Below are 22347 nucleotides of genomic sequence, written 5' to 3'. Positions count from 1 at the left end.
CTGCCAAGAGCGCGGCCCTCGCTTGTCCTGCAGCATCGTTCCCTTCAGCGAATTTTCACCTCGCAAATCTACCTAGAGCAGCCAAACGTAAAGCAACCTTCCCTCTCTCGTATCAGGACCGCCCCAGACCGATGGGCAAATCCCTCTTTCCCGATCACATGCCGCAATCCTCCCTCGTTAAGAAATCTGCCCGCAAAGCCGCCAAGAAGGCAGCCACCGCCAAAGTCTTCGAGATGGTCGAAGCCAACGCCATGAAGAAAGACTTCGATCTGCCCAAAATCTCCCGCTGGTCCCCCATCATCACCCAGCGGGCCAAGCAGGACGACATCACCACCGACACCGCCCTCTCCGACGTCGAAAAGAGCACCCCCTCCCACAAAGGCGCCCTGCACGATATCGAGCCAAGCGAGCTTTTCGAAAAGGCAGCAGAGCCGATAGTCACCAAGGTTCCAGGCAACCAAAAGCAGTCGGCCACCACCCAAACCAAACTCCGCGACACCCTCCTCCCAAAGCTCATCTCCGGAGAACTCCGCATCCGCGTAGCCGAAAAACTAGCGGAGGAGCTATCGTCAAATGCTTGTAAGACAAAGCCTTTTCTCAATCGTTGAAGTTAGTAGAATCAGCCTTTCGGATCTCTAGCCATGCCCAAACGCATTCCAGCACCCGTAAAACCAGAAGTTCTTGCTTGGGCAAGGACCTCAGCCCGCCTGAACCTGAGCGATGCGGCTCGTAAGACCAAAATAACGGAAGAGCAGCTTTCGGCATGGGAAAAAGGCGATGGTAGCCCGACGATACCGCAACTCAGAAAACTAGGGGCCGCCTACAAACGCCCAATTGCTGTATTCTTCCTGCCTGAACCTCCTAAAGACTTTTCGCCTCAAAAAGAGTTTCGCCGTCTGCCGGGAGAAGCTCCGGGAACGGAGTCGCCGGAGCTCGTTCAAGCCATTCGCAAAGCCTATTATCAAAGAGCCGCAGCAATCGAGTTGAGCGAAATTCTGAGCACCCCTCCCCATACTATCGAGGAGCAGCTGCATCCGAACCTGAATCAAGAACAAGCCGGAGCCTACATTCGCGACTCCCTTGGCGTAAGCTGGGAAAACCAGATAAACTGGCCGAGCCCCCATGCCGCCTTGGCTGCCTGGCGTACAGCCATCGAGGCAAAGGGCATACTGGTTTTCCAAACAGGCGACGCTCCTCTTAGAGAAATGAGAGGCACCTGCATCCCAGACCAACCTTTCCCAATAATCCTGATCAACAGCAAGGATGCACCGCACGGGCGAGTGTTCACGCTAATCCACGAATACGTTCACGTACTCATGCATGCAGCTGGCCATCAGACTTCCAGAATGGAGGGCATGCGGTCACCAGAGGAACAAAAACTCGAGATTGCTGCAAACGCATTCGCTGCCGCTGCCCTACTCCCTCAAACTCCTTTTCTTAAGTTAGCAGAAAAATATCCGGCGGCAAACCATGGCGACGACAACGCCCTACGATTACTCTCTCAGAGAGTGAAAGTCAGCCCCGAAGGGGTCTTGCGGAGACTGGTCACACTTCGAAAGTCTCAACAGTCAACCTATCGCCACAAGCGTGATTCATGGGGTAATAAAGTCTGGTACGTGAAAACTGGTACGGGCGGAGCCATTCCACAGCATGTCAAAGTGCTTTCGCGGGATGGCCGCGGTTTTGCTCGAATGGTGTTCGATGCCTACGATAGGCGATTGATATCGACCAGCGCGGCAAGTGACTATCTCGGAACAAAGCCAACTCACTTCGCTAATATTAGACAGGAGCTTTCCGTCGGACCGGGATCCAGCCGCTGATGAAATATTGTATCGATACCAGCGCTTGGATGGACGGTTGGGTTCGCGACTACCCTCAAGACGTATTCCCTTCTCTTTGGACAAAGCTTGAAGAACACGTTACAAATGGAGCCATCATTTCGAGTGAGGAAGTCTACATCGAAATAGCTAAGAAAGAAGATGGACTTCACGAATGGATAAAAGACCGAAAAGAGATGCTTGTCCCTATCGAAAGCGAAATCCAAGAAATCGTCTTCGAACTGCTAGCAACGTATCCAAGACTTGTAGACACGAAACGAAACAGATCCCAAGCCGACCCTTTTGTAATAGCGACAGCTGAGCATCTCAAAGCAACTGTCGTGACCGGCGAAAGAGCATCGGGCAGCCTCAACAACCCAAAAATCCCCGATGTTTGTATAAAGCGAGAAATACGCTGCATTTCCTTTTTGGAGATGCTTAGGGAAATTGGCTGGAAGTTCTAACACAACCTCTCGTTTCCAATACACCGAATTCAGTAATCTGGAAGCACGACTCCTTAGAGCGGATCTGCACCTTCGCCTAATCTCTCAATGACAGTCGATTCCGAAATACCCCAAGAGCTGAAAGGCGAGTTCATCCTCTAAATCACCGAGGACGGTAAATGGCGCGTCGAGGGTCGCTTCGAGAACGAGACCTCTGGCTCTCACAGGCCTTGGTGGCGGAGCTTTAAGATCGCGACGTTCGTATAATCAATGAGCACCTCAAGAACCTCTATCAGGAGGAAGAGCTCGATGAAAAAGCAACTATCCGGAATTCCCGGATCGTTCGCGTGGAGGGCGAAAGAGAGGTCGTCCGGGAAATCGATCACGACTATATCGAAGCAATTCTCGCAGCCGGCTTTCGGGTAAAATCGAGACGCGGCACCCAGGTCAGGCGTTGGGCCAAGACGCGTCTGCAGGAAGACCTCGGCAAGGGCTTCACCATGGATGACGAGCGGCTCAGGAACCCGTCCGTCGCCGGGCAAGCCCGATTGGCCTGCCACTCGATCGGACGATTACGATTCCCCCTTCAGCGCTCGTCCAAGCGGTTCGCGGAAATCATGCCGCGAACCTTGTCCACGTAGGTCCAGCGTTCTTGCGAGTAGCGAACCAAGCCGGGAGCCAGGTCGCGTCCGGTCGGCTCCACGCCGTTTTCGCGGTGGGCGGCCCGAATGTCGCGCAAGGCCTCGTAGGCGGCCCCGGTGTTCAGGTTGTGCAGGTAGGCGAGGAAGGATTCGCGCGGGCTGCGGTAGACCGTGACCTCGTGCTTCTTGCCGGCGGAGCGGCGCTTGGGCACCAAGCCGCAGCCCGGTTCGTAGCACCACATCCCGAAAAGGTTGTTGCCCTGGCGGGCGAAGCGGGAGGTTCCCCAACCGCTCTCGATGGCCGCTTGAGCCAGGGCCAGGGACGTGGGAATGGTATCGACCCGCGCGAGCAGTTCCCGGAAGGCGCCAGGGCTGGCCGCATCCACGGGGTCGAGCTTGTAGGCTTCCCGCAGCTCGTTGAAGCTCTCCAGTCGGCTGCCGTTCAGGCGCTGGTTGCGCTCGAAGTAAGCCTGCAGCTTCAGCACTTCCGCCCGTTCCTCCAGGATGTCTCCGTTCGCTTCCGCCACGAAGGGCTCGAGGAATTCGAAGAAGGCTTGCTTGCGCTCCTGCGTGGAGGTGATGGCCGAGAAGTTGGGCAGGCGGACTTCCTCGCTGCGCTCCGGTTCGTCGATAATGGTCTCGACCACGCTGAAGACGGAGTAGACGGCGATGAAGAGCAGGCTCAAGCCGGCGGCCACGAACATCCAGGTCTGGTAGTCGCTCCTCTTGGCGAGCGAAACCCCGCTCAAAAAGGACATGTTTGGTTTGCGGATTGGACTCATGTTTCCCTGTTTCCCCTTGGTTTAGGCGACAGCAATCCTGCGGCGGTGCAGTCCGAGGACTACTTGACGCGCTTCAGGTGCAGAAAAACCTCTCCATCCATCCAGTACTCGATGTAGTTGGCAGAGGTGTTCACGTGATCGGTCCAACCGTAGGGCGTCTTGCCTTGGTTGGCCGGCGATACCAGCTCGTAGCCTCCGTGATGCCACTCGCGATAGCTTGCGAAGTAGTCGTTGGAGAGCTTGACGGTGAGCTCCTTCTCCTTGTGGTCGGGAAAGAGCTGCAGGTAGACATTGTTCTCTTCGGGAACGTACTTGACGTCGCGAAGGATGGAGGCGTTGAAGGTGAGCGCTTCGAAGGGACCAAATTGCTTCCGCACGGCGCCCTGCTCCGGCTCGCCACCCGCGAAAAGCGAGGCGACAGGTCCGGCCAGCGCCAGCAGCAAAATCGATACGAAGAGTCGTTTCATAGTGTGAGCAGTCAACACGACGAGTGGCCAGAAGTCAAAAGCCTAGGGTTCTGAATCTCTCGTAAGGGTTGGCCGGATGGCACTGAGTAGCGCATACTAGCGAACCGATGAGCAGCGGCGCCTATTTTTTAAGTAACCTTTTCTGCACAAACTTTGTGGGTGACAGTCCATGAGGAATCCTTTTGTTGCCTCCTCAGCGAATTTACCGAATCGAAGAGGCATGCCAAACGTACAAGACGGAATCGCGAACATCAGATGATCAGCAAAATTGGAAGGCAGAGCATACGCTTGGTGAGCGAACTGGGAGAACTGGCAAGTTTCTCCGCGAAGGCGAGCGTCGCCCTGCCGGGACAACGGCACATCCTCGAGAAGCTCACCCGCTCCCTTTTCGAAATCGGAGTCCGCTGCGTGCCAATCACCTTGATCGTCGGCCTCTTCACCGGACTGGTCCTCGGCCTGCAGCTCTACTACGTGCTCACCAAGTTCAGCTCGGAGAGCCTGCTCGGGCAAGCGGTCGCACTTTCCATCATATTGGAGATCGGTCCCGTCTTCACCGCGATCATGATCGTCGGCCAGGCAGGCAGCGCCCTCTCGGCCGAAATCGGCATCCAGCGAAACGCCGAGCAGATCGACGCCCTGCACACCATGCAGATCAACCCCATCGGCTTCCTCGTCTCCCCCCGGCTCTGGGCCGCCATCGTGGCCTTCCCCATCCTGACCACCTTCTTCGACCTCATCGGCATCTACGGCGGCTACCTGACCGGGGTCGAGCTGCTGGGAGTCGATCCGGGCGCCTACTGGAACCGCATCTACGACGCCGTCAGCCTGCAGAACATCTTCAACGGTCTGGTCAAGGCCCTCGTCTTCGGAGTGGTCACCACCCTGATCTGCTCCTTCCAAGGCTACTTCACGCACCGCAAGGCCGACATCCCCGGAGCCCGCGGCGTATCCCAGACCACCACCCGCGCCGTCGTCTACTCGAGCATCGCCATCCTGGTGTTCGACTACCTCATAACCTCCTTCCAAATGGCGAAATGAGCGAAGCGACCACCCTAAGACTCCGCGGCATCAAAAAGGCCTTTGGCGAACAGGTAGTGCTGGGCGGCATCGACCTGGACATCCCGCTAGGCAGCCACACCACCGTAATCGGCAAGAGCGGCACCGGAAAGTCCGTCCTGCTGAAGTGCATTTCAGGGCTGCTTCCTCCCGACGCCGGCAGCATCAGCTCCGGCGACTCCAAGGGCGCTCCGCCTTGCAGCTACATGTTCCAGCAAAACGCCCTCTTCGACTCCATGACGGTCGAGGAAAACGTGGCCCTGCCGCTGCGCGAAAAGGGCAAGGCCAAGAAGGCGGAGATCGAAGAGCGCGTATCCGATTTGCTTGGACAGCTCGACTTGACCGCAGCCCGCAAAAAGTATCCTGCCGAAATTTCCGGCGGCATGAAGAAGCGGGTCGCCCTCGCCCGGGCCCTGATCACCAATCCCGAAATCATCCTCTTCGACGAACCCACCACCGGACTCGACCCGCAGCGCAAGTACAGCGTCTTCGACATGATCCGCAGCTACCGCAAGCGTTTCGGCTTCACCGTCATCATGGTCAGCCACGACGTGCCGGAAGTATTCGAAATCTCCGACAAGATCGCCTGGCTCGACGCTGGCCAGATCAAGTACTGGGGCTCCCCCGAAGACCTGCTCGCCAACCCGCCCGAAGACCTGAAACCCTTTCTCAACCCACAGCTTACATCCGTCTAAGCCTCACTCCCTTTAGCAATATGAACAGCAAGAAAATCGACTTTTCAGTTGGCCTCTTCGTCCTCGTAGGCATCAGCGCCATCGTCTACATGGCGATCCAAATCGGAGGCGGACGCTTTTTCGGAAACGACAGCCAGAACGTAACCGCGATCTTCTCCAACATCGGCGGCCTGAGCTCCGGCAGCAACATCACCATCGCCGGCGTCAAGATCGGCACCGTCGGCCCCATCACCCTGAATGCCGAAACCTTGAAGGCGGAGGTCACCCTCCTCATCGACAAGGACATCCAGCTCTGGGACGACGCCACCGCCGCCATCAAGACCAACGGGCTGATCGGCGACAAGTACATCTCCATCTACCCCGGCACCGAGATCGAAGGCATCAGCATGGAGCTCTCCGGCCCGATCGTGGACACGGAACCGGCCATCGACATCGAAGGACTCATCAGTCGCTTCGCCTTCGGTTCCGTAACCGAAGAGAAATAGAATTACTTACAGTCAAGAGGGAACGGCAACCGTTCCCACACAAACTACAAACTACGATGAACCTTAAAACCCTCCTCAGCTCCCTCGCTGTACTCTTCATCTCCAGCGTCAGCCTTCCCCACCTCCACGCCGAGGCGCGGCCGGAAAGGATGCTCGAAGAGACCATCGCCGAAGTGCTCGATATCTTGCACGCCGACGACCAAGCGATCCCCGCGGAAGCGAAACGCACAAAAATCCTGACGCTCCTCAACGAGCGCTTTTCCTTCGATATCATCATTCGTCGCGCCCTAGGCAGAAACTGGAACGCGCTCTCCGACAAGCAGCAAACCGAGATCACCAACCTCATCTCGGACCTGCTCATCCGCGCCTACACCAAGGAGCTGCAGAACGGACCCAAGCCGAATATCGCCATCGTAAGGACCGAGGACCTCGGCTCCAACAAGATCGAGATCGTGACCAGCGTTCGCTACAAGAGCAATTTCGTATCCGTCAGCTACCGGCTGGCCAACGTGAAAGGTCGCGGCTGGCAAGTCTACGACGTGCTCATCGAGGGCGTCAGCATGGTATCGAACTACCGCAAGCAGTTCGACGAACACTTCCAAACGAAGTCAGCTGCCGACCTGCTCGAGGTTCTTCAGCGCAAACTGGAGAGCTAACACGCTACCTGACCTATGAAGTTCCAACGCTTCGCTAGCGCGCTCACCCTCGCGACCGCCCTCGGCTCCCTCGCGATCGCACAGGACGATGGAATCGATCTCGACGAACTCTTCGCCGACGATTTCGAGGAGCAGTCCACCGTCTCCATCAACGATCCCCTCGAGCCTCTCAACCGGGCGATCTTCCACTTCAACGACGACGTCTACAAGAAATTGGCTAAGCCGCTCGCCCGGACCTACGCCAAGATCATGCCGGACCGCGTGGAACGCGGCATCAGCAACGCCTTCGTCAACATCAAGTTCCCCTCGCGCTTCGTCTCCAATGTCCTGCAAGGCCGCTTCGGCCAAGCCTCCAAGGAAACCGGAAAGTTCGTTCTCAACACCACCGTCGGCCTCGGCGGCGTGCTTCGCCCCAGCGACAACTACGAGAACCTGCAGACCACCAACGAAGACATCGGACAAGCCTTCGGACGCTGGGGCATGGGCCACGGCTTCTACCTCGTCATTCCCTTCATGGGACCGACCAGCTTGCGCGACGTCGTGGGCGACTACGCCGACGACGCCGTAGAGCCGCTCAAGACGCCCTGGAGCCAAGTTGACGACGATACCCTGCGCCTCTCCCTGCGGGTGCTGGAAATCACCAACAAGATGCCAGCCCTCATGGAACTCTACGACTCTATGCGACGTTCGTCCATCGATCCGTATTCATCCGTCCGCGACGCCTACGCCCAGCGCCGCGCTCGCGACGTATCCAAGTAAGCGCTACGACAAAAGCGAAAACCTTTTCCGATCCGCCATCCCTGTTTCAAGGGGTGGCGGATTTTTCGTCCGTGGTCTTCGTCACCACCTTTTTCACCTCCATCTGCGAACAGATTCCCAGGATTTCGGCGACGAAACCAACCTTCGTTTCCGGGTGGGCCTCGATGGTTACCGGCTCGAGGGCGCCGGCGTTCCGGGCGTTGGCCACCGCGTAGCGCACCCCGTCCATCCCGATTTCCTTCTCCCCCAGATAAACCGCTCCACCGCGCGATACCCGCAACACGAAAGGCTCCGTCTCCGGGTCCGGGATCTCGGGCGACGGGATCGGCCTTTCGATTCCTAGGCCGCTCTCGTCCACGAAGACCGTGGTAACGATGAAGAAGATCAGCAAGATGAACACCATGTCGATCAAGGGCGAAATGTTGATGTCCGCCGCTTCGTCCTCCCCTTTCAATGACTTCTCTCTCATGTCCTACATTTGTAGGACTTTAGGGCGAAGTCAAATCGAGCTCCACCTTTTTCGCGAGTGGAGACTCAGCGCCTAGGGCTACTGCTTGGGGTCGGGCGGCAGCAGCTTAAGGATGTTTTGCTGCTGCAGGTACCATTCCCTCAAGGAGCGAGAGAGCATCTTGTCGTCGAAGTTCTTGAAGAGCCCGATATTGAGCGAGCCTTCCACCGCCGCCTTCAGGTCCGCATGCAGGGATTGCTTGGCTTCCTTGGACCAGGCCTCGAAGGAACCGGTCTTGTCATTCAAGGCTTTCGCCGCCGCAAGACGCGTCTCGTAGGCGTATTCAAAATCCGGAACTTCCACATAAGCCTTGTCCACCTTGCCCTTGATCCGGGAATGCTTCTCGCGCTTGAGGATAACGTACTTCGCGAGGGCGATGATCCGCTTCTCGAGCGTCGCCACCGAATCCTCGTCGGAAAGATTGCCCGTGGCGGCCAGGCCCAGATCCCGCGGCGCGTTTTCGTACAGCTTCAGCGTTTGCAGCAATACCGCCTCCTCCAGCTTCTCGAACAAGGTGGAACTGCGCTCCACGATGACCTTCTTTTCCTCTTCGGTCCAAGCGTAGGATTCTCCGTCGAGTCCGATAAAGGTCGCATAGGCATCCGTATCCAAAAGCTCCACGAGAGACTCCTTGAGCTTCTCCGCATCGAGCTTTGGCGCCTTCTCCACGCGTTCGAGCTTGTCCTTCGACCTCAAGCTAATGCGAGCCGGCAGGTGGGCGAAAAGCACTTGGTCCACGCCACCCAGCTCTTCCAGGCTCTTCTCCAGACGTTCCCAATGCGCCATCCAGCGCTCCTCCTCGTTGATGTCGCCGACGTATTCGAAGGCGCCCTCCAACACAAGGGAACGGGTCGCCTTGTTGAACCATTTTAGCATGCGTTCGACCGGTTCGGAAAAGCGTCGAGCGAAGCTGCCAACATTCAATTCCACCGCCTCCAGCGATTTGCGATCCCGCGGATCCATAGGAGCCCGAGCCGAGATGAAGCGCTCGATCACCGCGTTGGGCAAGTAACGGGCGGCCGCGGAAAGCTCACGATAGTTGGACTCGATCGGATCCAAGCCGAAGTCGCCTTTCAGGACATCCGCGTACACCTTGGTCTCCTCTTCCGAACCGAAGCGAAGCTTCTTATCCTTGATGCCCTTGTCGTCCAGGTAAACGAAACGAATGGCGGCTTCGTCGTAGGCCAGCGCCTTCTCGCTCTGCTGGATCTTCCAGCCGCTGAACACCGAGCCGGTAAAGATGGAGTATTCCATCACGGAAGTAGTCGTTCTCATGTCCTCGTACTGGGAGAGGTCCTCGCCGCCGATAAAGTCCTGCATAAACTGGCGCAACTCCTTGGGCGAAATGCTCGCGTCCAGACTAGCCGCGAAGTTATGCCGCAAGCCGAGCACGTGCCCTACCTCGTGCGCAGTCACGTCGCGCACGTACGCCTCCGCGATCTTTTCAACCGCCGCGTCCGAAAGCTCCGGATCGGACAGGATTTCCTCGAGCCCGTCCGCCAGCTTCTTGGCGTAGGCGATAGGATCGAGGCGACAGCCGGCATGCCCGAGGTGCAGGCCGTAGCGCCCTTCCTCCTCGCCTTTGTCTTCGCCTTCCTCCTCCGCATCGTCCACGAGCGAGCGCAGGGACCTGAGCAAGCGACGAGCCCGATCGGTACCGCGAAAGTCAAAGGCGCTGGTCAAGTAAGCCTGCCCTCGCAGCATCTGCCCGGTGAGCGGATCCACCAAGGCGTCCGCGTAGGCGAATCCGGCCAAATCCCAAGGCACCCATTGGATGATGTTCAGGCTAGGGTCCGGAGCGGTCACGCCCTCCGGCGCCCTGCGGGCTTCCACCACCTCCTTGCCGAAAGCCTTGTTCCAATAGAGAATCCCTTCCCTGACTGCCTCCTGCAAGTGCTCCGGCGTATTGGCGCTGTAGTGAAATACGATCGGCTCGCTCGCGTCGAAACGGCTCAGCTTGCGGGACATCCGCCCCGTCTCGAGCTCCAGCAAATTGGCCGTCTCGAAGAACCGCAGGTAACGGTGCTCCTCTTCGCTCAGCTCCTTGGCCTCGAAATCGCTGCTCTGGTAGGGCTCGAAAAAATAGCGGATCTCGTACCGGGTTTCCAAGTCAGGATCGTTGACGCGGCTTCTCGCCTGCACCGCTTGACGGATGACGAGTATCCCTTTTTCCGATACCACCTCGAACACTCTGGCTTGCGGCAATTCCGCGCTGCGCTCGAAAAGCCGGGCATCGTACAAGGCGTCCATGCTGTACCAATTCCCGTAGGCCAAGCGACGCATCCCCGCGTTGAAGTCGATCACGATATCGCCGCCGGATTGATCCACCACCGGAAACGTCGCCAACAGGCGCCGCGCCGGGAGGTCCTCCGTCACCACTTGCCCCTGCGTCGTCTCGTACATGTCCAGCCCGTCCTCGAAAAGCTCGAAGAAGACCACCCGCCCCAGCATGCCCTTGCTCGTGGCCGCGATCGATTGCGGAATCAGGGAGGTCGAAAACATGTACTCCTTCCCCAGCCCAGACTTCGGTATGGCGACCCGAGTCTTGTCCGCGACCTTGAGCGGCGGCGCCGTCTTCTCCCTTGCCGATTGAGCCGAACAGGCCAGGAAAAACACCGCTGCCGCGGACAACACGAACGCCCTGAGAATCTTCATCGCGCCCATCCTTGCATCCGGCAGGGAATACTCACGCCCAAAATCCGCAAAAGCAGCGACTTGCAGCCTCCCACTTCTAAGGGAGCAGCGTATCCAGTTTCTGGTACTCCAGACCGAACGCTTCCGCCACCGGTGCGTAGACGATGCGCCCCTCCGCCACGTTTACCCCCTTGGCAATGGCAGGGGAACGCCGACAGGCCTGGCGCCAGCCCTTGCCCGCAATCTGCAGCATGAACGGCAAGGTCGCGTTCGTCAGGGCCAAGGTCGAGGTCATCGGCATGGCCCCCGGCATGTTGGTCACGCAATAGTGCACGATCCCGTCCACCTCGTAGATCGGGTTGACGTGGTTGGTCGGGCGAGAGGTCTCGGTCGAACCGCCTTGGTCGATAGCCACGTCCACGATCACCGCTCCCTTCTTCATCAAGGCCAAGTGCTCCCGCTTCACGAGCTTGGGAGACTTCGCCCCCGGGATCAAAACGCTCGAAACCACCACGTCCGCCTCCCGCAAGGCTTCGCGAATGGTTACCGGGTTCGACATCAAGGTAACCACGTTGGGCGGCAGCACGTCCGACAAGTAGCGCAGCTTCTGCAGGTTCACGTCCAATATGGAAACCCGAGCCCCCAAGCCTGCGGCCATCTTCGCCGCATTGGTACCGACCACTCCGGCCCCGATCACCACCACGTCGGCAGGAGCCACCCCTGGCACGCCGCCAAGCAGCACGCCCCGTCCGCCATGCTCCCGCTCGAGGTACTTCGCCGCCTGCTGGATCGCCATCCGGCCCGCCACCTCGCTCATCGGCGTCAACAGCGGCAAGCTTCCATCGCGTTCCTGGATGGTCTCGTAGGCGATGGCGACGCATCCGGAATCCCGCACCGCCTCGGTCAGTTCCTGGGAAGCGGCGAAATGGAAATAGGCGAAGACAATTTGGCCTCGCCGCATCGACCCGTACTCTTCCGGCACCGGCTCCTTCACCTTGGTGAGCAGCTCGCTCTCGGCCCAAACCTTCGCGCCGTCGAGCACTTGGGCCCCCGCTGCTTCGTAGTCGGTGCCGCTGAAACCGCTCGCTTCGCCAGCCGCCTCCTCCACCAGTACCCGATGCCCCGCCGCGACCAGCGCTTCCACGCCAGCGGGCGTCAGGGCCACCCGGTTTTCCTCAGTCTTCCTCTCTCTAACGACGCCGATAAGCATCCCCCAAACTAGGCCTGAGTTTCCGGATTCGCAAGTTAGGGTTCGGAGCTAGATGTACGTGCTTAGAGAGCCTTGCGCATAAGGGTGATAGAGGCCGCTACCCATAGCCTGGGGTGAATGAATGATTTTTGGAAAAAACGAGGGGTATTCCTCATTATTTCGATGGATTTGAGACGTTTTCGCTACGGAAACCGTAAAAGCGGCCGTTTTTTTATCCCATCGCCGGGCTCACACCTGGTCTTCGAAAAATCCCATCATCCCAAAATTAACAGCAAATCAACTACCATGAAGAAATTTAAGACTGCGATAAACGCCTTCTTGCTTGCCGCGCTAGCCTTCACCCTGCTCCCAGCTCTCAACGCCAACGATTGGGACGAGCAGCCATCCGTCAAGAAGAGCGTAGCCCCTAACAACCCGAAGAAGCTAGAGGGCATGGTAATGGCCACCATCAACATCGATGAAAAGGGATTCGTCGTGGGCGCCGAAATCAGCAAGTCGACCGACGCAGCCCTCGACTCCGAGGTCCTCGACGCCGTTAAGCAATGGCGCTTCAACCCAGCCAAAAAGGGCGGTTCCGCGATCTCCTGCAAGATCAACGTCCCCTTCAAGTTCAAGAGCTAAGCCAACGCTCGCTCGAGCAATCACTTTCCAGCGCCTTCCCGAAGGGAGGCGCTTTTTTGCGTCCCTAGGCCTGCACGGGCCGACCGCTGCGACGCAAGCTCACGTACATCGTCGACACGATCAGGATCGAAACCAGCACCAAGGACGAGCCAATGATCGCCGTATTCGTCGCGCCCATACCGGAGATCAGGTAGAAGCCTAGGAAGGGAGCCAAAATGCCTCGAATCCCCGTGGTAAAGGTGTGCACGCTCATGTACGAAGAGGCTCGCTCGGGTTTCGCGAACTTGGTCACCCAAAGGCTCCAGGAAATGTTCGCCCCCGCCATCGCGGTACCCAGCACGGCCGCGGAACTGTAGATCACCCACATGTTCGACGTGGTCAGAAACAGGATGATCGATAGCATGATCATCGCATTCAGGACGATGCGCAGGAGCATGAAGTCCAAATGGTCGAACAGGTAGCCCCACACGCGAGAGGTCAAAAAGCGGAAGGCAGCAGGGATCCCGATCGTGACCATCATCACCGTCAGCTTGCTCGCCACGATGCCGTACTCGGGCTGCAGCAGGTACTCCACCCGCAGCGGCAGCACCATCAGGTTCCCGAATCCGAGAAACATCCAACTGATCAGCAGCACCCCGAACTTCTTGTCCTCCACCGCGTACCCCAAATTGCGCAACGGATTTTGGGCCGCCCCTTTCTGTACGCAGCTCGACGGTATCCGCGAAACGGCTACGCCGGTCAAAAGGTAGGCAAGGGCTATCACCACGAAGACCCAGCGATAGAAATGAATATCGTCGTCCAGTATCCAGCCTCCCACTACACTGAAGCCGAAGGCGGCCGCCACGTTCACCATCATGCTGATCGACAGGTAGGCGCCGCGCTTGTTAGACGGGTAGTTGTAGGTCCAGATCTGCACCAGCAAGGGCATGGACTGAGCGGCCAAGGCAAAGGCGAAACAAGCTGGAATCAGGAATCCGAGAAGCGTGTCGGCAAAGCTGGCGAGCAACAGCGAAAGCCCTGCCGCATAGGAAATCCAAGCCGTCAGTTGGCTGGCGGTGTACCCCATCCGGGAAAAGAGGCTCAAGCTCACCGGATTGCACAGCAAGCCCAGCGGTCCCGCCGCCGCGATGATGCCTTTCACCGTATCCGGCGCCTGGAAAACCCCGATCGCCACGATCAAGGCGAAGCCGCCATAGCCGGTCTCCACAATTCCCGACAAGCCTCCCCGTACGCAATCCCAGCGGAACGTTTGTTTCGTCTTTTGCTCGTCAGCCAACATTCGAGCCACCCTACCGAAAGCAGAGGCGCGAAAAAGCTAATTCTCGCCGCCCTTCGCCAGCGGCTTCGTTTGATCGTTGTAAACGCTTCCAAAAAAGCTAAGTTCTATCCGTCGCGGCGCCGCAGCATCCGCCCACACGCGCCCCGAAGCCGCTCGCCCATCAACCGTCACCGCAGCTCCGCGCGTCAAAGGCACTTAACGAGCGCTAAAGCTGGCCCGATTTTTGACGTGTCTAACCCTATTCCGCCCATGAATCGTTTGCTCACCGCGTCCCTTCTCCTCGCCACCACTCTCCTCGCCGCTCGGCAAGCGAACGCTGAGCAGGAAATACCACCGGCGATTCCGGCTCCCGGGCTGCCTCACTACGACCCCGAATACTACGGGCCCGACATGCCAGAGCCTTGGCAACCCGAGCCTCTTTACCGGCTTTCGGCCACCAGCGGCCCCGTCACGACCTGGATCGAAAAGGCGGAATCGACCGACGAAATCGTCATCCAGCAAAGCCAGAGCAATCCCTACGACTTGCTGCAGTCCGAAACGGTGGCCCAAGGCGATTTCGCGTTTCGCCTCGCCAACGTCGGTTTCAACGACATTTCCGTAAGCCTCTCGCCGACCATCACCGTGCAAAGCGGCACCAAGCTCTTCTTCCAAAGCCAGCTCGGCTACGCGACCCCCAGCCAAGTAGCACGGGTGCAGATCGTGGCCAACGGCACGCCCACCGAAATTTGGTCGCTCGCGGGCAACAGCACCGGATCGGCCCCGACCCAAGGTGGCTTCGAGCTCGTCACCCTGGACCTAGCCGCCTTCGTGGGACAAACCGTAACCATCCGCTTCTTCTACGATTTCACGGGCGGGTCAGCCTTCACCCAATCCCAATACGGCTGGGTCATCGACAACATACAGGTCGGAACCGAGCTGGCGACCGAACCCTACCTGGAAGTTGGCGATCCCGCGGCCGACGAAATTCTGATCGTCGAGATGATCAACCGAGCCCGAGCGGACGCCGTAGCCGAAGCCACCCGACTGCGAAACAGCACGGATTCATTCGTCTTGAGCGCCATTCAATCCTTCGGCGTCGACCTGGACTTGATGGAGCAGCAATTCGCGACTTTGCAGCGAACCACCCGGCCGCTCGCCATCAACCGCCGCCTGACCGCTGCCACGCGCCTGCACAGCTTCGACATGCTCGACAACGCATTCCAAGGTCACGAATCCTCCTCCTCGCCCCCGGACCCCTATTCTCCAGAGGACGGCCCGGGCCAGCGAGCGACGAAAAACGGCTTCGTCGGCTCGGTCGGCGAAAACGTCTACGCCTTCGCGAAGTCCTACGAGCACATGCACGCCGGCTTCAACATCGATTGGGGCACCAGCGGTAGCACCCGCCAAAGCGTGGGCGGAATGCAGGACCCTCCGGGACACCGCAACAACATCCACGAACCGGACCACCGCGAAATCGGCGTCGGGATCATTCACGGAACCAACGAGGGCGTGGGCCCCATGCTCGTCACCCAAAATATGGGAGTCCGCAGCGGCTTCGACTCTCCCTTCCTCGTCGGCGTGACCATCCTCGACGCCGACTCCGACAGCTTCTACGATATCGACGAGGGACTCGGCGACGTTCGCGTCGAGGTCGATGGAGCCCTGTTCTACACCGACAGTTCCAGCGAGGGAGCCTACGCCCTTCCCCTGCCCGGCGATGGAGCCTACAGCGTAACCTTCAGCAAAACAGGTTACGCGACCCAAACCATCGCCTTCGCAGTCACGGCTGGCGAAAGCGTAAAAATCGACTATTTCGCCGTGGTTGCCGAAGAGCTCGACACGGTCGAAATGCTTGGCGTCGACCTCATCGGCACGGATACGCTTCGCATGCGCGTTCGCTACACGGGTTCAGTGAATGATCTAGTGGCCCAATCCTCGAGCACCCTGGCGAGCCAGGACTGGATGGCCATCGAATCCGTAGTGACAGACCTAGGACAGGACGAATACCAGATCGATGTCGCTCGCGGGGCCTCGCCTTACTTCGTGCGGATCATGGCCATGCAAGACTCGTCACCGCAAAACGAATACATATACGAGCAAAGCCAGTAGCCCGAGAGTGACGATCGTCCCGAGAACGCGATTCTCGCGTCTGGGGCCAAGCGACTCCTCCTCCGGAAGCTCGAGTCCGTCGTACAACGAGTCCTCGTTCCAGCCCGTCTCGGAGCAACTGCCGCAGCTATCGCAGGCAACGGCGCCCTTGTCCACGTACTCGCCGCAGTTCGGACAATAACCTGGAGGCTGGAAACTCACTGCGGCTTCGCGACTACTTGGATTTCCAAATCGGCGACCTGCACGCGATTGCCAGCGACCAACTTCCGCCGGACGCGCTCTTCAACCTCGCCGTCTACCCGCACCAGCCCGGAGCTGATCAGCTGCTTCGCTTCGCCGCCGCTCATCACCACGTTCTCGAACTTCAACAGCTTGTTCAGCTCCACGAACTCTCCCCGGAGAGCGACTTCGCGCCGCTCGTTGATTGACTCTTCAGACATGGGCCCAAGCTACGAGCGGAGCCCATTCCAACAACTAAAATCTTCGCCCAACTAGGCGGCCTGCTCCACGCGCTTCTTCCCGATCACGCTCACGAGCAGCACGAAGAAACAAAGCACCAACTGAAACAGCGGCAGCTGCAAGGCGCTCGGCATCGAATAAATGAAGGCCGTGCCCGGAATCCAAACCACCCAGATCGATACCAGCACCGCCGGAATCTCCATAAAGAAAAAGTCCCGATCCAGCTCGCGCTTGAAACGCCGCCACGAAAAGCCGCAATCCTTCCAGCGATACAGCAACGCCGTGGCTGGGGCCGACCAAATCGGACAAAAGGCGAACTGGTCGAAAAGCACCTTCTTCAAAACCGTTCCGGTCTCGTTGCCGCTCCCGAACATCAAGGCCTGCATGCGATACAGGAAATCGATCTCGAGACCCTTCCAGCTCCAAGCTCCCAGAAAGAACAGTCCCACCGCCCAGAAGTCCGATCGCTCCACCTTTCCCACCGCAGCCAGGTAGAGAAACGGCACCAGCCCGCCAAAGACTCCCGTAGTGATCGCCGAGTACCAGTACCCGTACTCCACCTTCACTTCCCCGATCCAGTCGTACGCTCCGCGGGCCTCGGGCAACAGGTAATAGACTCCCACCACCACGCAGGCGATCGCCTGCAGGACCAGACCGGGAACGAGGTTCGCTCGCACGCCCCGCACGCAAAGATTCAGCAAGCCTTTCATGCTAAACGAGCTTGGCGACGTAAACCGCCCCGCAAGATTCCCCATTGGTCACGGGATTCGCAAAAACCACCTTATGCGCTTCCACCTCGCCGAAAACCTTCCCGAGGTGTGCGGTGAAGTCGCCCTCCGGCTCGCCATCCGCCCAGAGCGCAAAAACGCCGCGCGGCTTCAGGCGGGTCGCCATCTCGCGCAAGCCTTCCTCCGTATAGAAGCGCGTATTGGTCTGGTGCAGCACGTTGGTCGGCGTATGGTCGATGTCCAGCAGTATGGCGTCGTGCTTCTTTTCTGGATACAACGGATCGAAGCTCTTCGTCACATCCCGCGACAATCCAAAGAAGTCGCCATGGACCAAGCGGCAACGCTCGTCCAAGTTCAGGATCTCGCCCATCGGCACCAAGCCCTTCTGGTGCCATTCTATAACAGGCTTCAGGTAGTCGACCACCACCAGGGACTTCAAGCGCTTGTCCTCCAGGGCCGAAACCGCCGTATAACCCAGTCCGAGTCCGCCCACTACGACATCCAAGTCCTCCCCTTCGGTCGCGGCCAGCCCCAGCTTGGAAAGCTGCCACTCCGCTTCGTGATACAGGGAAGACATCAGAAAATATTCGCCAAGCTTCACTTCGAAAATATCCAGATCGCCCAATTGCGGCAGGCGACGCCGCCGCAGCATCAAGTCGCCCAATTCAGTCGGCTGGTAGTCCAATTCCTCGTAGTCAAAGCTCATCGCCGAACCAAAAGGCCCATCGTTCGCCACAAGCCAACCTAAAAATAAACCTTGCGGTTTCCGTTTCGGCTGTCATCACCCGCTAGCTTCATATCGTGAGCTGGGGCTACTTGTTGGGACAATTTAAGGCTGCCGGCTTATAATCAGATCGTTTTGGGCAACGCACGACGCGTTTGCCGTTTCGGTCAATTAGCCAAATGCAGACCATGTCTGAACAAGAAATCGAACAGAAAAACTCTGTCCGCTTTGCGGATCTATCTCTAAGCCAACCGGTACAAGACGCCCTCGTCGAAATCGGTTACGAATCTCCATCGCCTATCCAGGCGAAGGCCATACCCGTCGTCCTCTCCGGACGCGACCTCATCGGCCAAGCGCAGACAGGCACCGGCAAGACCGCTGCCTTCGCCCTTCCGCTGCTTTCCATGCTCGACGCTAAGGACGAAGGCCCCAAGGCCATTATCCTAGCCCCGACCCGCGAGCTCGCCCTCCAAGTATCCGAGGCGATCTCCAACTACGGACGCAACCTCAAGAAGCTCGGCGTGACCGCGATCTACGGCGGCACCGACTTCACCCGCCAATTCCGGGCCCTCGAGCGCAAGCCTGCCATCGTGGTAGGCACACCAGGCCGCATCATGGACCACATCCGACGCGGCAGCCTCGACCTCTCCCGCATCTCTCACGTCATCCTGGACGAAGCCGACGAAATGCTGCGCATGGGCTTCATCGAAGACGTGGAGTGGATCCTCGAGCACACGCCCGCCGAACGTCAAACCGCCCTCTTCTCGGCCACCATGCCGCCGCGTATCGCTGCCATCGCCAAGAAGCAGCTCAAGGAGCCGGTCACGGTCGCCATCAAGGCCAGCACCGCAACCGTATCCACCGTTCGCCAGCGCTTCATCAAGTGCAACGGCATGCGCCACAAGATCGAAGTTCTCGGCAACTTGCTCGAAACCGAAGAACGCGACGCCGCCATCGTCTTCACTCGCACGAAATCCGCCGCCAGCGAGATCGCCGACGAGCTTGCAGCCTCCGGGCACTCCGTGGAGGCCATCCATGGCGACATCTCCCAAGGCAAGCGCGAAAAGGCCGTCTCCCTGCTCAAGGAAGGCAAGATCGACATCCTCGTCGCCACAGACGTCGCCGCTCGCGGCCTCGACGTGGACCGCATCTCCCACGTATTCAATTTCGACATACCGGACGACGCCGAACCTTATATCCACCGTATCGGACGCGCCGGACGTGCCGGACGCAGCGGCGAAGCGATTCTCCTGCTTACCCGCCGCGACTTCCGCAAGCTCCGCAACATCGAGGACAGCACCCGCCAGCAAATGCAGCCGATGCCGCCTCCTTCCCGCGAGCTCATCGCCCAAATCCGCCAAACCAAGCTGGAAAAGCAAATCGGAGAAATCATCGAGGAAGGAAAGATCAACCGCGAGCGCACCTCCGTCACCGACGCCTTGGCCAACCTCGAAACCGATGCCGAAACCCTAGCCGCCGCTCTTCTCAAGATGCTGCAAGCCGGCAAGTCTCTGCCCTCGAGCGCTTCCAGTTCCGCTTCCTTCGAACGCGAGCCGCGCGAATCTCGCGGTCCCCGCGGCGACCGGGATTTCGACCGCGACCGTGGACCACGCCGCGAACGCCCTAGCCGCGACCGCGACTTCGACTCCCCACGGGGACGCCCCGAGCGGGCCGAACGTCCGGAACGCCGCGCCGACGTGCCGCCTCCCGAAGCCGATATCGAGCGCTACCGCGTAGAGGTTGGCCACAACCACCAGGTCAAGCCCGGCAACATCGTCGGCGCCATCGCCAACGAAGCCGGACTCGAAGCCAAGTACATCGGCCGCATCGAAATCTACGACGACTACAGCACCGTCGACCTTCCCAAGGGCATGCCCAAGGAAGTGCTCAAGATGCTCAAGAAAGCGTGGGTATCAGGCCAACAACTACAGATGTCCCGCGTAGTGGAAAAGCGCCGCAACCACTTCGAACGCTAATCGACTCTTTCAAAAAGCCGTTCTCGCCTAAAAGCGGGAGCGGCTTTTTTTGTATCCCATGACTTCAGAAGAAAAACAAGGCACCCGCCGCTGCGAGGCTTGCCAAGCCCCCTTGCCAAAGAACAGCAACCTGCCGCTCTGCGACGACTGCTTTACCGCCTCCTGCGATAGCTGCTGCGCGGACGACTCCGACTAGAGCATTTTCGTTTGATCATTCGCATAAGGTAGGGCGGGACCGCCGGGCACGCCGCGTTTCCCTCATCACACAGTACGACTAACTAAACGAAAAACGCGCTATGGGCTTCGCCGAAGCGGCCCACTTAGCCAAAAGCCAAGCGAGCGCTTGCCTCCGTCCGCCAATTCTAAGATGAGGGGAGCCGATGCCTTCTAAGACGAAAACCATTCGCGAGTGGAAAGAGCTCGTTCTCGAATCTCCCGCCGCTGCGGCCCGCTTCTACTTCCAGCAAATCGAAACCATCCCCCGCGACACGCAGCGACGCGTCTTCGCCGCCCTTCCTTCCCAGGACGAGCTGCTCCACAGCTTCGAAGAAGCCCGCAGCCACGCCGACAAGCCCCTCGCGGGCGCGCCCTACCTGCTGAAGGACCTCTACGACTTTCCCGGCTACCCGACCACCGCCTCCTCCAGCTTCCTCCCTGAAGTGCGTCCCGCTCCCAGCGAGGAAGCGGAACTCTCCCAAGCCCTGCGATCCGAGGGCGCCGTCTTTGCCGGCAAGACCCACTTGAACGAGTTCGCCTACGGGCTCTCGGGAGAAAACCGCAGCTTCGGCGATTGCCCTCACCCCGTCTTTCCGGATCGGCTCAGCGGGGGTTCGAGCAGCGGCTCGGCTTGGGCAGTTCGCAGCGGCATCGCCCCGCTCGCCACCGGCACCGACACCGCGGGCTCCATTCGGGTCCCCGCAGCCTGGTGCGGCCTCTACGGCCTGCGCTTCTCCCCCAACTCCTGGTCCCGCAATGGCTGTTTCCCTCTCGCTCCCGACTTCGACACTGCCGGCTGGATGACCGCGAACTCCGAGGACATGCAAACCGCGATCCGCGCCCTCGTCCCTCTGCAAGCGGCGGCCCGAGAAAAGCCCAGAGGCCTGAACCTCTTCGACGCCATCCCGAACCTTTCCCCGCAATTCCGTAGCCGCAGCATGGATACGATCCGAAAGCTGGATACGGAAACGCAGGACGACGCCCTGCAAGCCTACCGCAAGGCCAGCGCCGAAAATCCCTTCAGCTACGCCGTTCTCCAAAGCATCGACGCCTACCAGGTCCAAAAAGACTGGCTCGACGCCTACCGCGATCGCTACGACCCCGTGGTCTGGCAACGCTTCGACCGGGCTCGGCACTGGAGCGAGGCGCAAATCGAAAAAGCCAGCGGCATCGAACAAGGCATCAAGGCATTCTTCGCCGCGTGCTTCGAGGCCTACGACTTCATCGTTCTCCCAGCCACCCAGTCCCCCGCGATCAGGGCCGCCGAACACACCGACGCGTTTCGCAACGAGCTGCTCGCCATCACCGCACCCGCCAGCCTCGCTCGCTGTCCCGTCCTCACCGTTCCCATCACGCTCGAAAACGGCGAAACCCTAGGGCTGCAGATCCTCTACCGGGACCAATTCTCGGACCTTCCCCTAAGACTGCTAGAAGCGCTTTCCTAGCAGCGTGGGAGATGGGCAGCTTCGCTTACTCCTTGACGATCTTCGTGATCTTGGAGCCTTCCAACGAAAGGTTGTACATCAGGCCCTTGTTCCCGAAGACGAAGGCGACCACCGGTTCGTTGAGGGTCTTGGAGTCGATTTCGCCGCCGGCACCGATGTTGGCGATGGCCACGCTGCCGTCGACGCCGACCTCCCAACCCTCGCTGTTGCGAAATTTCTCAAGGGCGGACTTTTCTAGGAAAAGGATGATTTGGGAGCGGCTCTGCACTCCGATCTGGAAGCCAATGGACGCGCTGGCAGTGCTGTAGTAGTCGACCCGCTTGCCGTTTACGAACAAGGCCCCTTCCCCGTATTCGCCGCCTATCCCGAGGCCCGCTTTGCCAACCGTGGGAAAGACCAACATCCCGGCCGCGTCCTCCGCCAGCTCCTTGCCGGCGCTGGTGTGCTCGTAAAAGTCCTCGATCGCCTGGTTGATCTTGGCGTCGAGCACCTTCTTTTTAGCCGCGAAGGCCGCGGTGCCGCTGAGGAGGAGGGAAACGAAGGTTAGGCAGATTAGTTTTTTCATAGCGTTGAAAGTCTAGAATCGGGGATTTAACGCCCCCTCGACAAGCTTCGGCCGCGTTTGCTCCCTAAAAACAAAGAGAGCGACCTCGCCTCG

General features: G+C 59.1%; 23 protein-coding genes and 1 pseudogene. 14 read left to right on the top strand and 10 right to left on the bottom strand.

Annotated features, from left to right (window positions below):
* Positions 1 to 131 precede the first annotated feature (131 nt).
* The 4 genes and pseudogenes from QEH57_RS17740 to rhuM form a co-directional block, all read left to right on the top strand.
* Positions 132 to 608, top strand: a complete 477-nt coding sequence (locus QEH57_RS17740; protein WP_309008112.1) for a hypothetical protein — start codon at positions 132 to 134, stop codon at positions 606 to 608.
* 33 nt (positions 609 to 641) lie between these two features.
* A complete protein-coding gene (locus QEH57_RS17735) occupies positions 642 to 1820 on the top strand; it encodes an XRE family transcriptional regulator (RefSeq protein ID WP_309008111.1) in 1179 nt (392 codons plus the stop codon).
* Positions 1820 to 2281 (top strand): DUF4411 family protein, encoded by a 462-nt coding sequence (locus QEH57_RS17730; protein ID WP_309008110.1) that lies wholly within the window; start codon positions 1820 to 1822, stop codon positions 2279 to 2281. Before QEH57_RS17735 ends, QEH57_RS17730 begins: the two co-directional genes overlap by 1 nt.
* Positions 2282 to 2422: 141 nt before the next feature.
* A pseudogene (rhuM, locus tag QEH57_RS25020) lies at positions 2423 to 2793 on the top strand (RhuM family protein); the annotation flags it as partial.
* 53 nt (positions 2794 to 2846) lie between these two features.
* Here the strand turns inward: rhuM and QEH57_RS17720 are convergent.
* Together QEH57_RS17720 and QEH57_RS17715 are read right to left on the bottom strand one after the other, a co-directional pair.
* Positions 2847 to 3683 (bottom strand): glucosaminidase domain-containing protein, encoded by an 837-nt coding sequence (locus QEH57_RS17720; protein WP_309008108.1) that lies wholly within the window; start codon positions 3681 to 3683, stop codon positions 2847 to 2849.
* A 59-nt stretch (positions 3684 to 3742) separates the two neighbouring features.
* Positions 3743 to 4150: a hypothetical protein gene (locus QEH57_RS17715; protein WP_309008107.1), complete on the bottom strand. Its 408-nt coding sequence runs from the start codon at positions 4148 to 4150 to the stop codon at positions 3743 to 3745.
* A 255-nt stretch (positions 4151 to 4405) separates the two neighbouring features.
* On the opposite strand from QEH57_RS17715, the gene QEH57_RS17710 reads away from it, so the two are divergent.
* From QEH57_RS17710 to QEH57_RS17690, 5 genes are read left to right on the top strand one after another with little or no spacing between them, the layout of a single operon-like run.
* Positions 4406 to 5188 carry an ABC transporter permease gene (locus QEH57_RS17710; protein ID WP_309008106.1) on the top strand — a complete coding sequence of 261 codons (783 nt, stop codon included), beginning with the start codon at positions 4406 to 4408 and terminating at the stop codon, positions 5186 to 5188.
* Positions 5185 to 5901, top strand: coding sequence for an ATP-binding cassette domain-containing protein (locus QEH57_RS17705; protein WP_309008105.1), 717 nt, complete (start codon positions 5185 to 5187; stop codon positions 5899 to 5901). The genes QEH57_RS17710 and QEH57_RS17705 overlap by 4 nt, the downstream gene beginning before the upstream one ends.
* A 20-nt stretch (positions 5902 to 5921) precedes the next feature.
* On the top strand, positions 5922 to 6386 hold the full coding sequence (mlaD, locus tag QEH57_RS17700; RefSeq protein WP_309008104.1) for an outer membrane lipid asymmetry maintenance protein MlaD: 465 nt from the start codon (positions 5922 to 5924) through the stop codon (positions 6384 to 6386).
* 56 nt (positions 6387 to 6442) lie between these two features.
* The gene (locus QEH57_RS17695; protein ID WP_309008103.1) at positions 6443 to 7042 is read left to right on the top strand and encodes an ABC transporter substrate-binding protein; all 600 of its coding nucleotides are present in this window, start codon (positions 6443 to 6445) and stop codon (positions 7040 to 7042) included.
* A gap of 15 nt (positions 7043 to 7057) precedes the next feature.
* Positions 7058 to 7801 (top strand): VacJ family lipoprotein, encoded by a 744-nt coding sequence (locus QEH57_RS17690; protein WP_309008102.1) that lies wholly within the window; start codon positions 7058 to 7060, stop codon positions 7799 to 7801.
* A gap of 46 nt (positions 7802 to 7847) precedes the next feature.
* On the opposite strand, the gene QEH57_RS17685 is transcribed toward QEH57_RS17690, so the two are convergent.
* From QEH57_RS17685 to ald, 3 genes are all read right to left on the bottom strand, one after another.
* Entirely contained in the window at positions 7848 to 8270 is a 423-nt protein-coding gene (locus QEH57_RS17685) for a biopolymer transporter ExbD (protein ID WP_309008101.1), read from the bottom strand.
* A 78-nt stretch (positions 8271 to 8348) separates the two neighbouring features.
* Entirely contained in the window at positions 8349 to 10964 is a 2616-nt protein-coding gene (locus QEH57_RS17680) for a zinc-dependent metalloprotease (RefSeq protein ID WP_309008100.1), read from the bottom strand.
* Between the two features lie 76 nt (positions 10965 to 11040).
* Positions 11041 to 12153, bottom strand: coding sequence for an alanine dehydrogenase (gene ald, locus QEH57_RS17675; protein WP_309008099.1), 1113 nt, complete (start codon positions 12151 to 12153; stop codon positions 11041 to 11043).
* 285 nt (positions 12154 to 12438) lie between these two features.
* On the opposite strand from ald, the gene QEH57_RS17670 reads away from it, so the two are divergent.
* On the top strand, positions 12439 to 12774 hold the full coding sequence (locus tag QEH57_RS17670; RefSeq protein WP_309008098.1) for an energy transducer TonB: 336 nt from the start codon (positions 12439 to 12441) through the stop codon (positions 12772 to 12774).
* 64 nt (positions 12775 to 12838) lie between these two features.
* Here the strand turns inward: QEH57_RS17670 and QEH57_RS17665 are convergent, their stop codons facing one another.
* A complete protein-coding gene (locus QEH57_RS17665) occupies positions 12839 to 14053 on the bottom strand; it encodes an MFS transporter (RefSeq protein ID WP_309008097.1) in 1215 nt (404 codons plus the stop codon).
* Between the two features lie 249 nt (positions 14054 to 14302).
* On the opposite strand from QEH57_RS17665, the gene QEH57_RS17660 reads away from it, so the two are divergent.
* On the top strand, positions 14303 to 16141 hold the full coding sequence (locus QEH57_RS17660; RefSeq protein ID WP_309008096.1) for a CAP domain-containing protein: 1839 nt from the start codon (positions 14303 to 14305) through the stop codon (positions 16139 to 16141).
* Positions 16142 to 16338: 197 nt separating this feature from the next.
* Here QEH57_RS17660 and QEH57_RS17655 read toward each other — a convergent pair whose 3' ends face one another.
* Genes QEH57_RS17655 through QEH57_RS17645 form a run of 3 tightly spaced genes read right to left on the bottom strand, consistent with a single transcriptional unit; the run spans position 16339 to position 18034 of the window.
* Positions 16339 to 16581, bottom strand: a complete 243-nt coding sequence (locus QEH57_RS17655; RefSeq protein ID WP_309008095.1) for an RNA-binding S4 domain-containing protein — start codon at positions 16579 to 16581, stop codon at positions 16339 to 16341.
* 51 nt (positions 16582 to 16632) lie between these two features.
* Positions 16633 to 17310, bottom strand: a complete 678-nt coding sequence (locus tag QEH57_RS17650; RefSeq protein WP_309008094.1) for a hypothetical protein — start codon at positions 17308 to 17310, stop codon at positions 16633 to 16635.
* Between the two features lies 1 nt (position 17311).
* The gene (locus QEH57_RS17645; protein ID WP_309008093.1) at positions 17312 to 18034 is read right to left on the bottom strand and encodes a hypothetical protein; all 723 of its coding nucleotides are present in this window, start codon (positions 18032 to 18034) and stop codon (positions 17312 to 17314) included.
* A gap of 206 nt (positions 18035 to 18240) precedes the next feature.
* Here QEH57_RS17645 and QEH57_RS17640 point away from each other — a divergent pair, with 206 nt between their 5' ends.
* The 3 genes from QEH57_RS17640 (at position 18241) to QEH57_RS17630 (ending at position 21689) form a co-directional block, all read left to right on the top strand.
* On the top strand, positions 18241 to 20028 hold the full coding sequence (locus tag QEH57_RS17640; RefSeq protein WP_309008092.1) for a DEAD/DEAH box helicase: 1788 nt from the start codon (positions 18241 to 18243) through the stop codon (positions 20026 to 20028).
* Between the two features lie 58 nt (positions 20029 to 20086).
* Entirely contained in the window at positions 20087 to 20224 is a 138-nt protein-coding gene (locus QEH57_RS17635; RefSeq protein WP_309008091.1) for a hypothetical protein, read from the top strand.
* A gap of 184 nt (positions 20225 to 20408) precedes the next feature.
* Complete coding sequence (locus QEH57_RS17630) at positions 20409 to 21689, top strand: amidase (RefSeq protein ID WP_309008090.1); 1281 nt, start codon at positions 20409 to 20411, stop codon at positions 21687 to 21689.
* Positions 21690 to 21714: 25 nt separating this feature from the next.
* Here QEH57_RS17630 and QEH57_RS17625 read toward each other — a convergent pair whose 3' ends face one another.
* Positions 21715 to 22254, bottom strand: coding sequence for a YSC84-related protein (locus QEH57_RS17625; RefSeq protein WP_309008089.1), 540 nt, complete (start codon positions 22252 to 22254; stop codon positions 21715 to 21717).
* Positions 22255 to 22347: the final 93 nt, after the last annotated feature.

This window comes from Pelagicoccus sp. SDUM812005 (assembly GCF_031127875.1).
Taxonomy (GTDB): Bacteria; Verrucomicrobiota; Verrucomicrobiia; order Opitutales; family Opitutaceae; genus Pelagicoccus.
Note: the sequence above shows the minus strand (reverse complement) of the source record. Positions and strands in the feature narration are given on the sequence as shown.

Bases quoted from the DNA above. Each gene is read 5' to 3' on its own strand.
- QEH57_RS17740 (WP_309008112.1), top strand. From the start codon at position 132: ATGGGCAAATCCCTCTTTCCCGATCACATGCCGCAATCCTCCCTCGTT.
- QEH57_RS17735 (WP_309008111.1), top strand. From the start codon at position 642: ATGCCCAAACGCATTCCAGCACCCGTAAAACCAGAAGTTCTTGCTTGG.
- QEH57_RS17730 (WP_309008110.1), top strand. From the start codon at position 1,820: ATGAAATATTGTATCGATACCAGCGCTTGGATGGACGGTTGGGTTCGC.
- QEH57_RS17720 (WP_309008108.1), bottom strand. From the start codon at position 3,683: ATGAGTCCAATCCGCAAACCAAACATGTCCTTTTTGAGCGGGGTTTCG.
- QEH57_RS17715 (WP_309008107.1), bottom strand. From the start codon at position 4,150: ATGAAACGACTCTTCGTATCGATTTTGCTGCTGGCGCTGGCCGGACCT.
- QEH57_RS17710 (WP_309008106.1), top strand. From the start codon at position 4,406: ATGATCAGCAAAATTGGAAGGCAGAGCATACGCTTGGTGAGCGAACTG.
- QEH57_RS17705 (WP_309008105.1), top strand. From the start codon at position 5,185: ATGAGCGAAGCGACCACCCTAAGACTCCGCGGCATCAAAAAGGCCTTT.
- mlaD (WP_309008104.1), top strand. From the start codon at position 5,922: ATGAACAGCAAGAAAATCGACTTTTCAGTTGGCCTCTTCGTCCTCGTA.
- QEH57_RS17695 (WP_309008103.1), top strand. From the start codon at position 6,443: ATGAACCTTAAAACCCTCCTCAGCTCCCTCGCTGTACTCTTCATCTCC.
- QEH57_RS17690 (WP_309008102.1), top strand. From the start codon at position 7,058: ATGAAGTTCCAACGCTTCGCTAGCGCGCTCACCCTCGCGACCGCCCTC.
- QEH57_RS17685 (WP_309008101.1), bottom strand. From the start codon at position 8,270: ATGAGAGAGAAGTCATTGAAAGGGGAGGACGAAGCGGCGGACATCAAC.
- QEH57_RS17680 (WP_309008100.1), bottom strand. From the start codon at position 10,964: ATGAAGATTCTCAGGGCGTTCGTGTTGTCCGCGGCAGCGGTGTTTTTC.
- ald (WP_309008099.1), bottom strand. From the start codon at position 12,153: ATGCTTATCGGCGTCGTTAGAGAGAGGAAGACTGAGGAAAACCGGGTG.
- QEH57_RS17670 (WP_309008098.1), top strand. From the start codon at position 12,439: ATGAAGAAATTTAAGACTGCGATAAACGCCTTCTTGCTTGCCGCGCTA.
- QEH57_RS17665 (WP_309008097.1), bottom strand. From the start codon at position 14,053: ATGTTGGCTGACGAGCAAAAGACGAAACAAACGTTCCGCTGGGATTGC.
- QEH57_RS17660 (WP_309008096.1), top strand. From the start codon at position 14,303: ATGAATCGTTTGCTCACCGCGTCCCTTCTCCTCGCCACCACTCTCCTC.
- QEH57_RS17655 (WP_309008095.1), bottom strand. From the start codon at position 16,581: ATGTCTGAAGAGTCAATCAACGAGCGGCGCGAAGTCGCTCTCCGGGGA.
- QEH57_RS17650 (WP_309008094.1), bottom strand. From the start codon at position 17,310: ATGAAAGGCTTGCTGAATCTTTGCGTGCGGGGCGTGCGAGCGAACCTC.
- QEH57_RS17645 (WP_309008093.1), bottom strand. From the start codon at position 18,034: ATGAGCTTTGACTACGAGGAATTGGACTACCAGCCGACTGAATTGGGC.
- QEH57_RS17640 (WP_309008092.1), top strand. From the start codon at position 18,241: ATGTCTGAACAAGAAATCGAACAGAAAAACTCTGTCCGCTTTGCGGAT.
- QEH57_RS17635 (WP_309008091.1), top strand. From the start codon at position 20,087: ATGACTTCAGAAGAAAAACAAGGCACCCGCCGCTGCGAGGCTTGCCAA.
- QEH57_RS17630 (WP_309008090.1), top strand. From the start codon at position 20,409: ATGCCTTCTAAGACGAAAACCATTCGCGAGTGGAAAGAGCTCGTTCTC.
- QEH57_RS17625 (WP_309008089.1), bottom strand. From the start codon at position 22,254: ATGAAAAAACTAATCTGCCTAACCTTCGTTTCCCTCCTCCTCAGCGGC.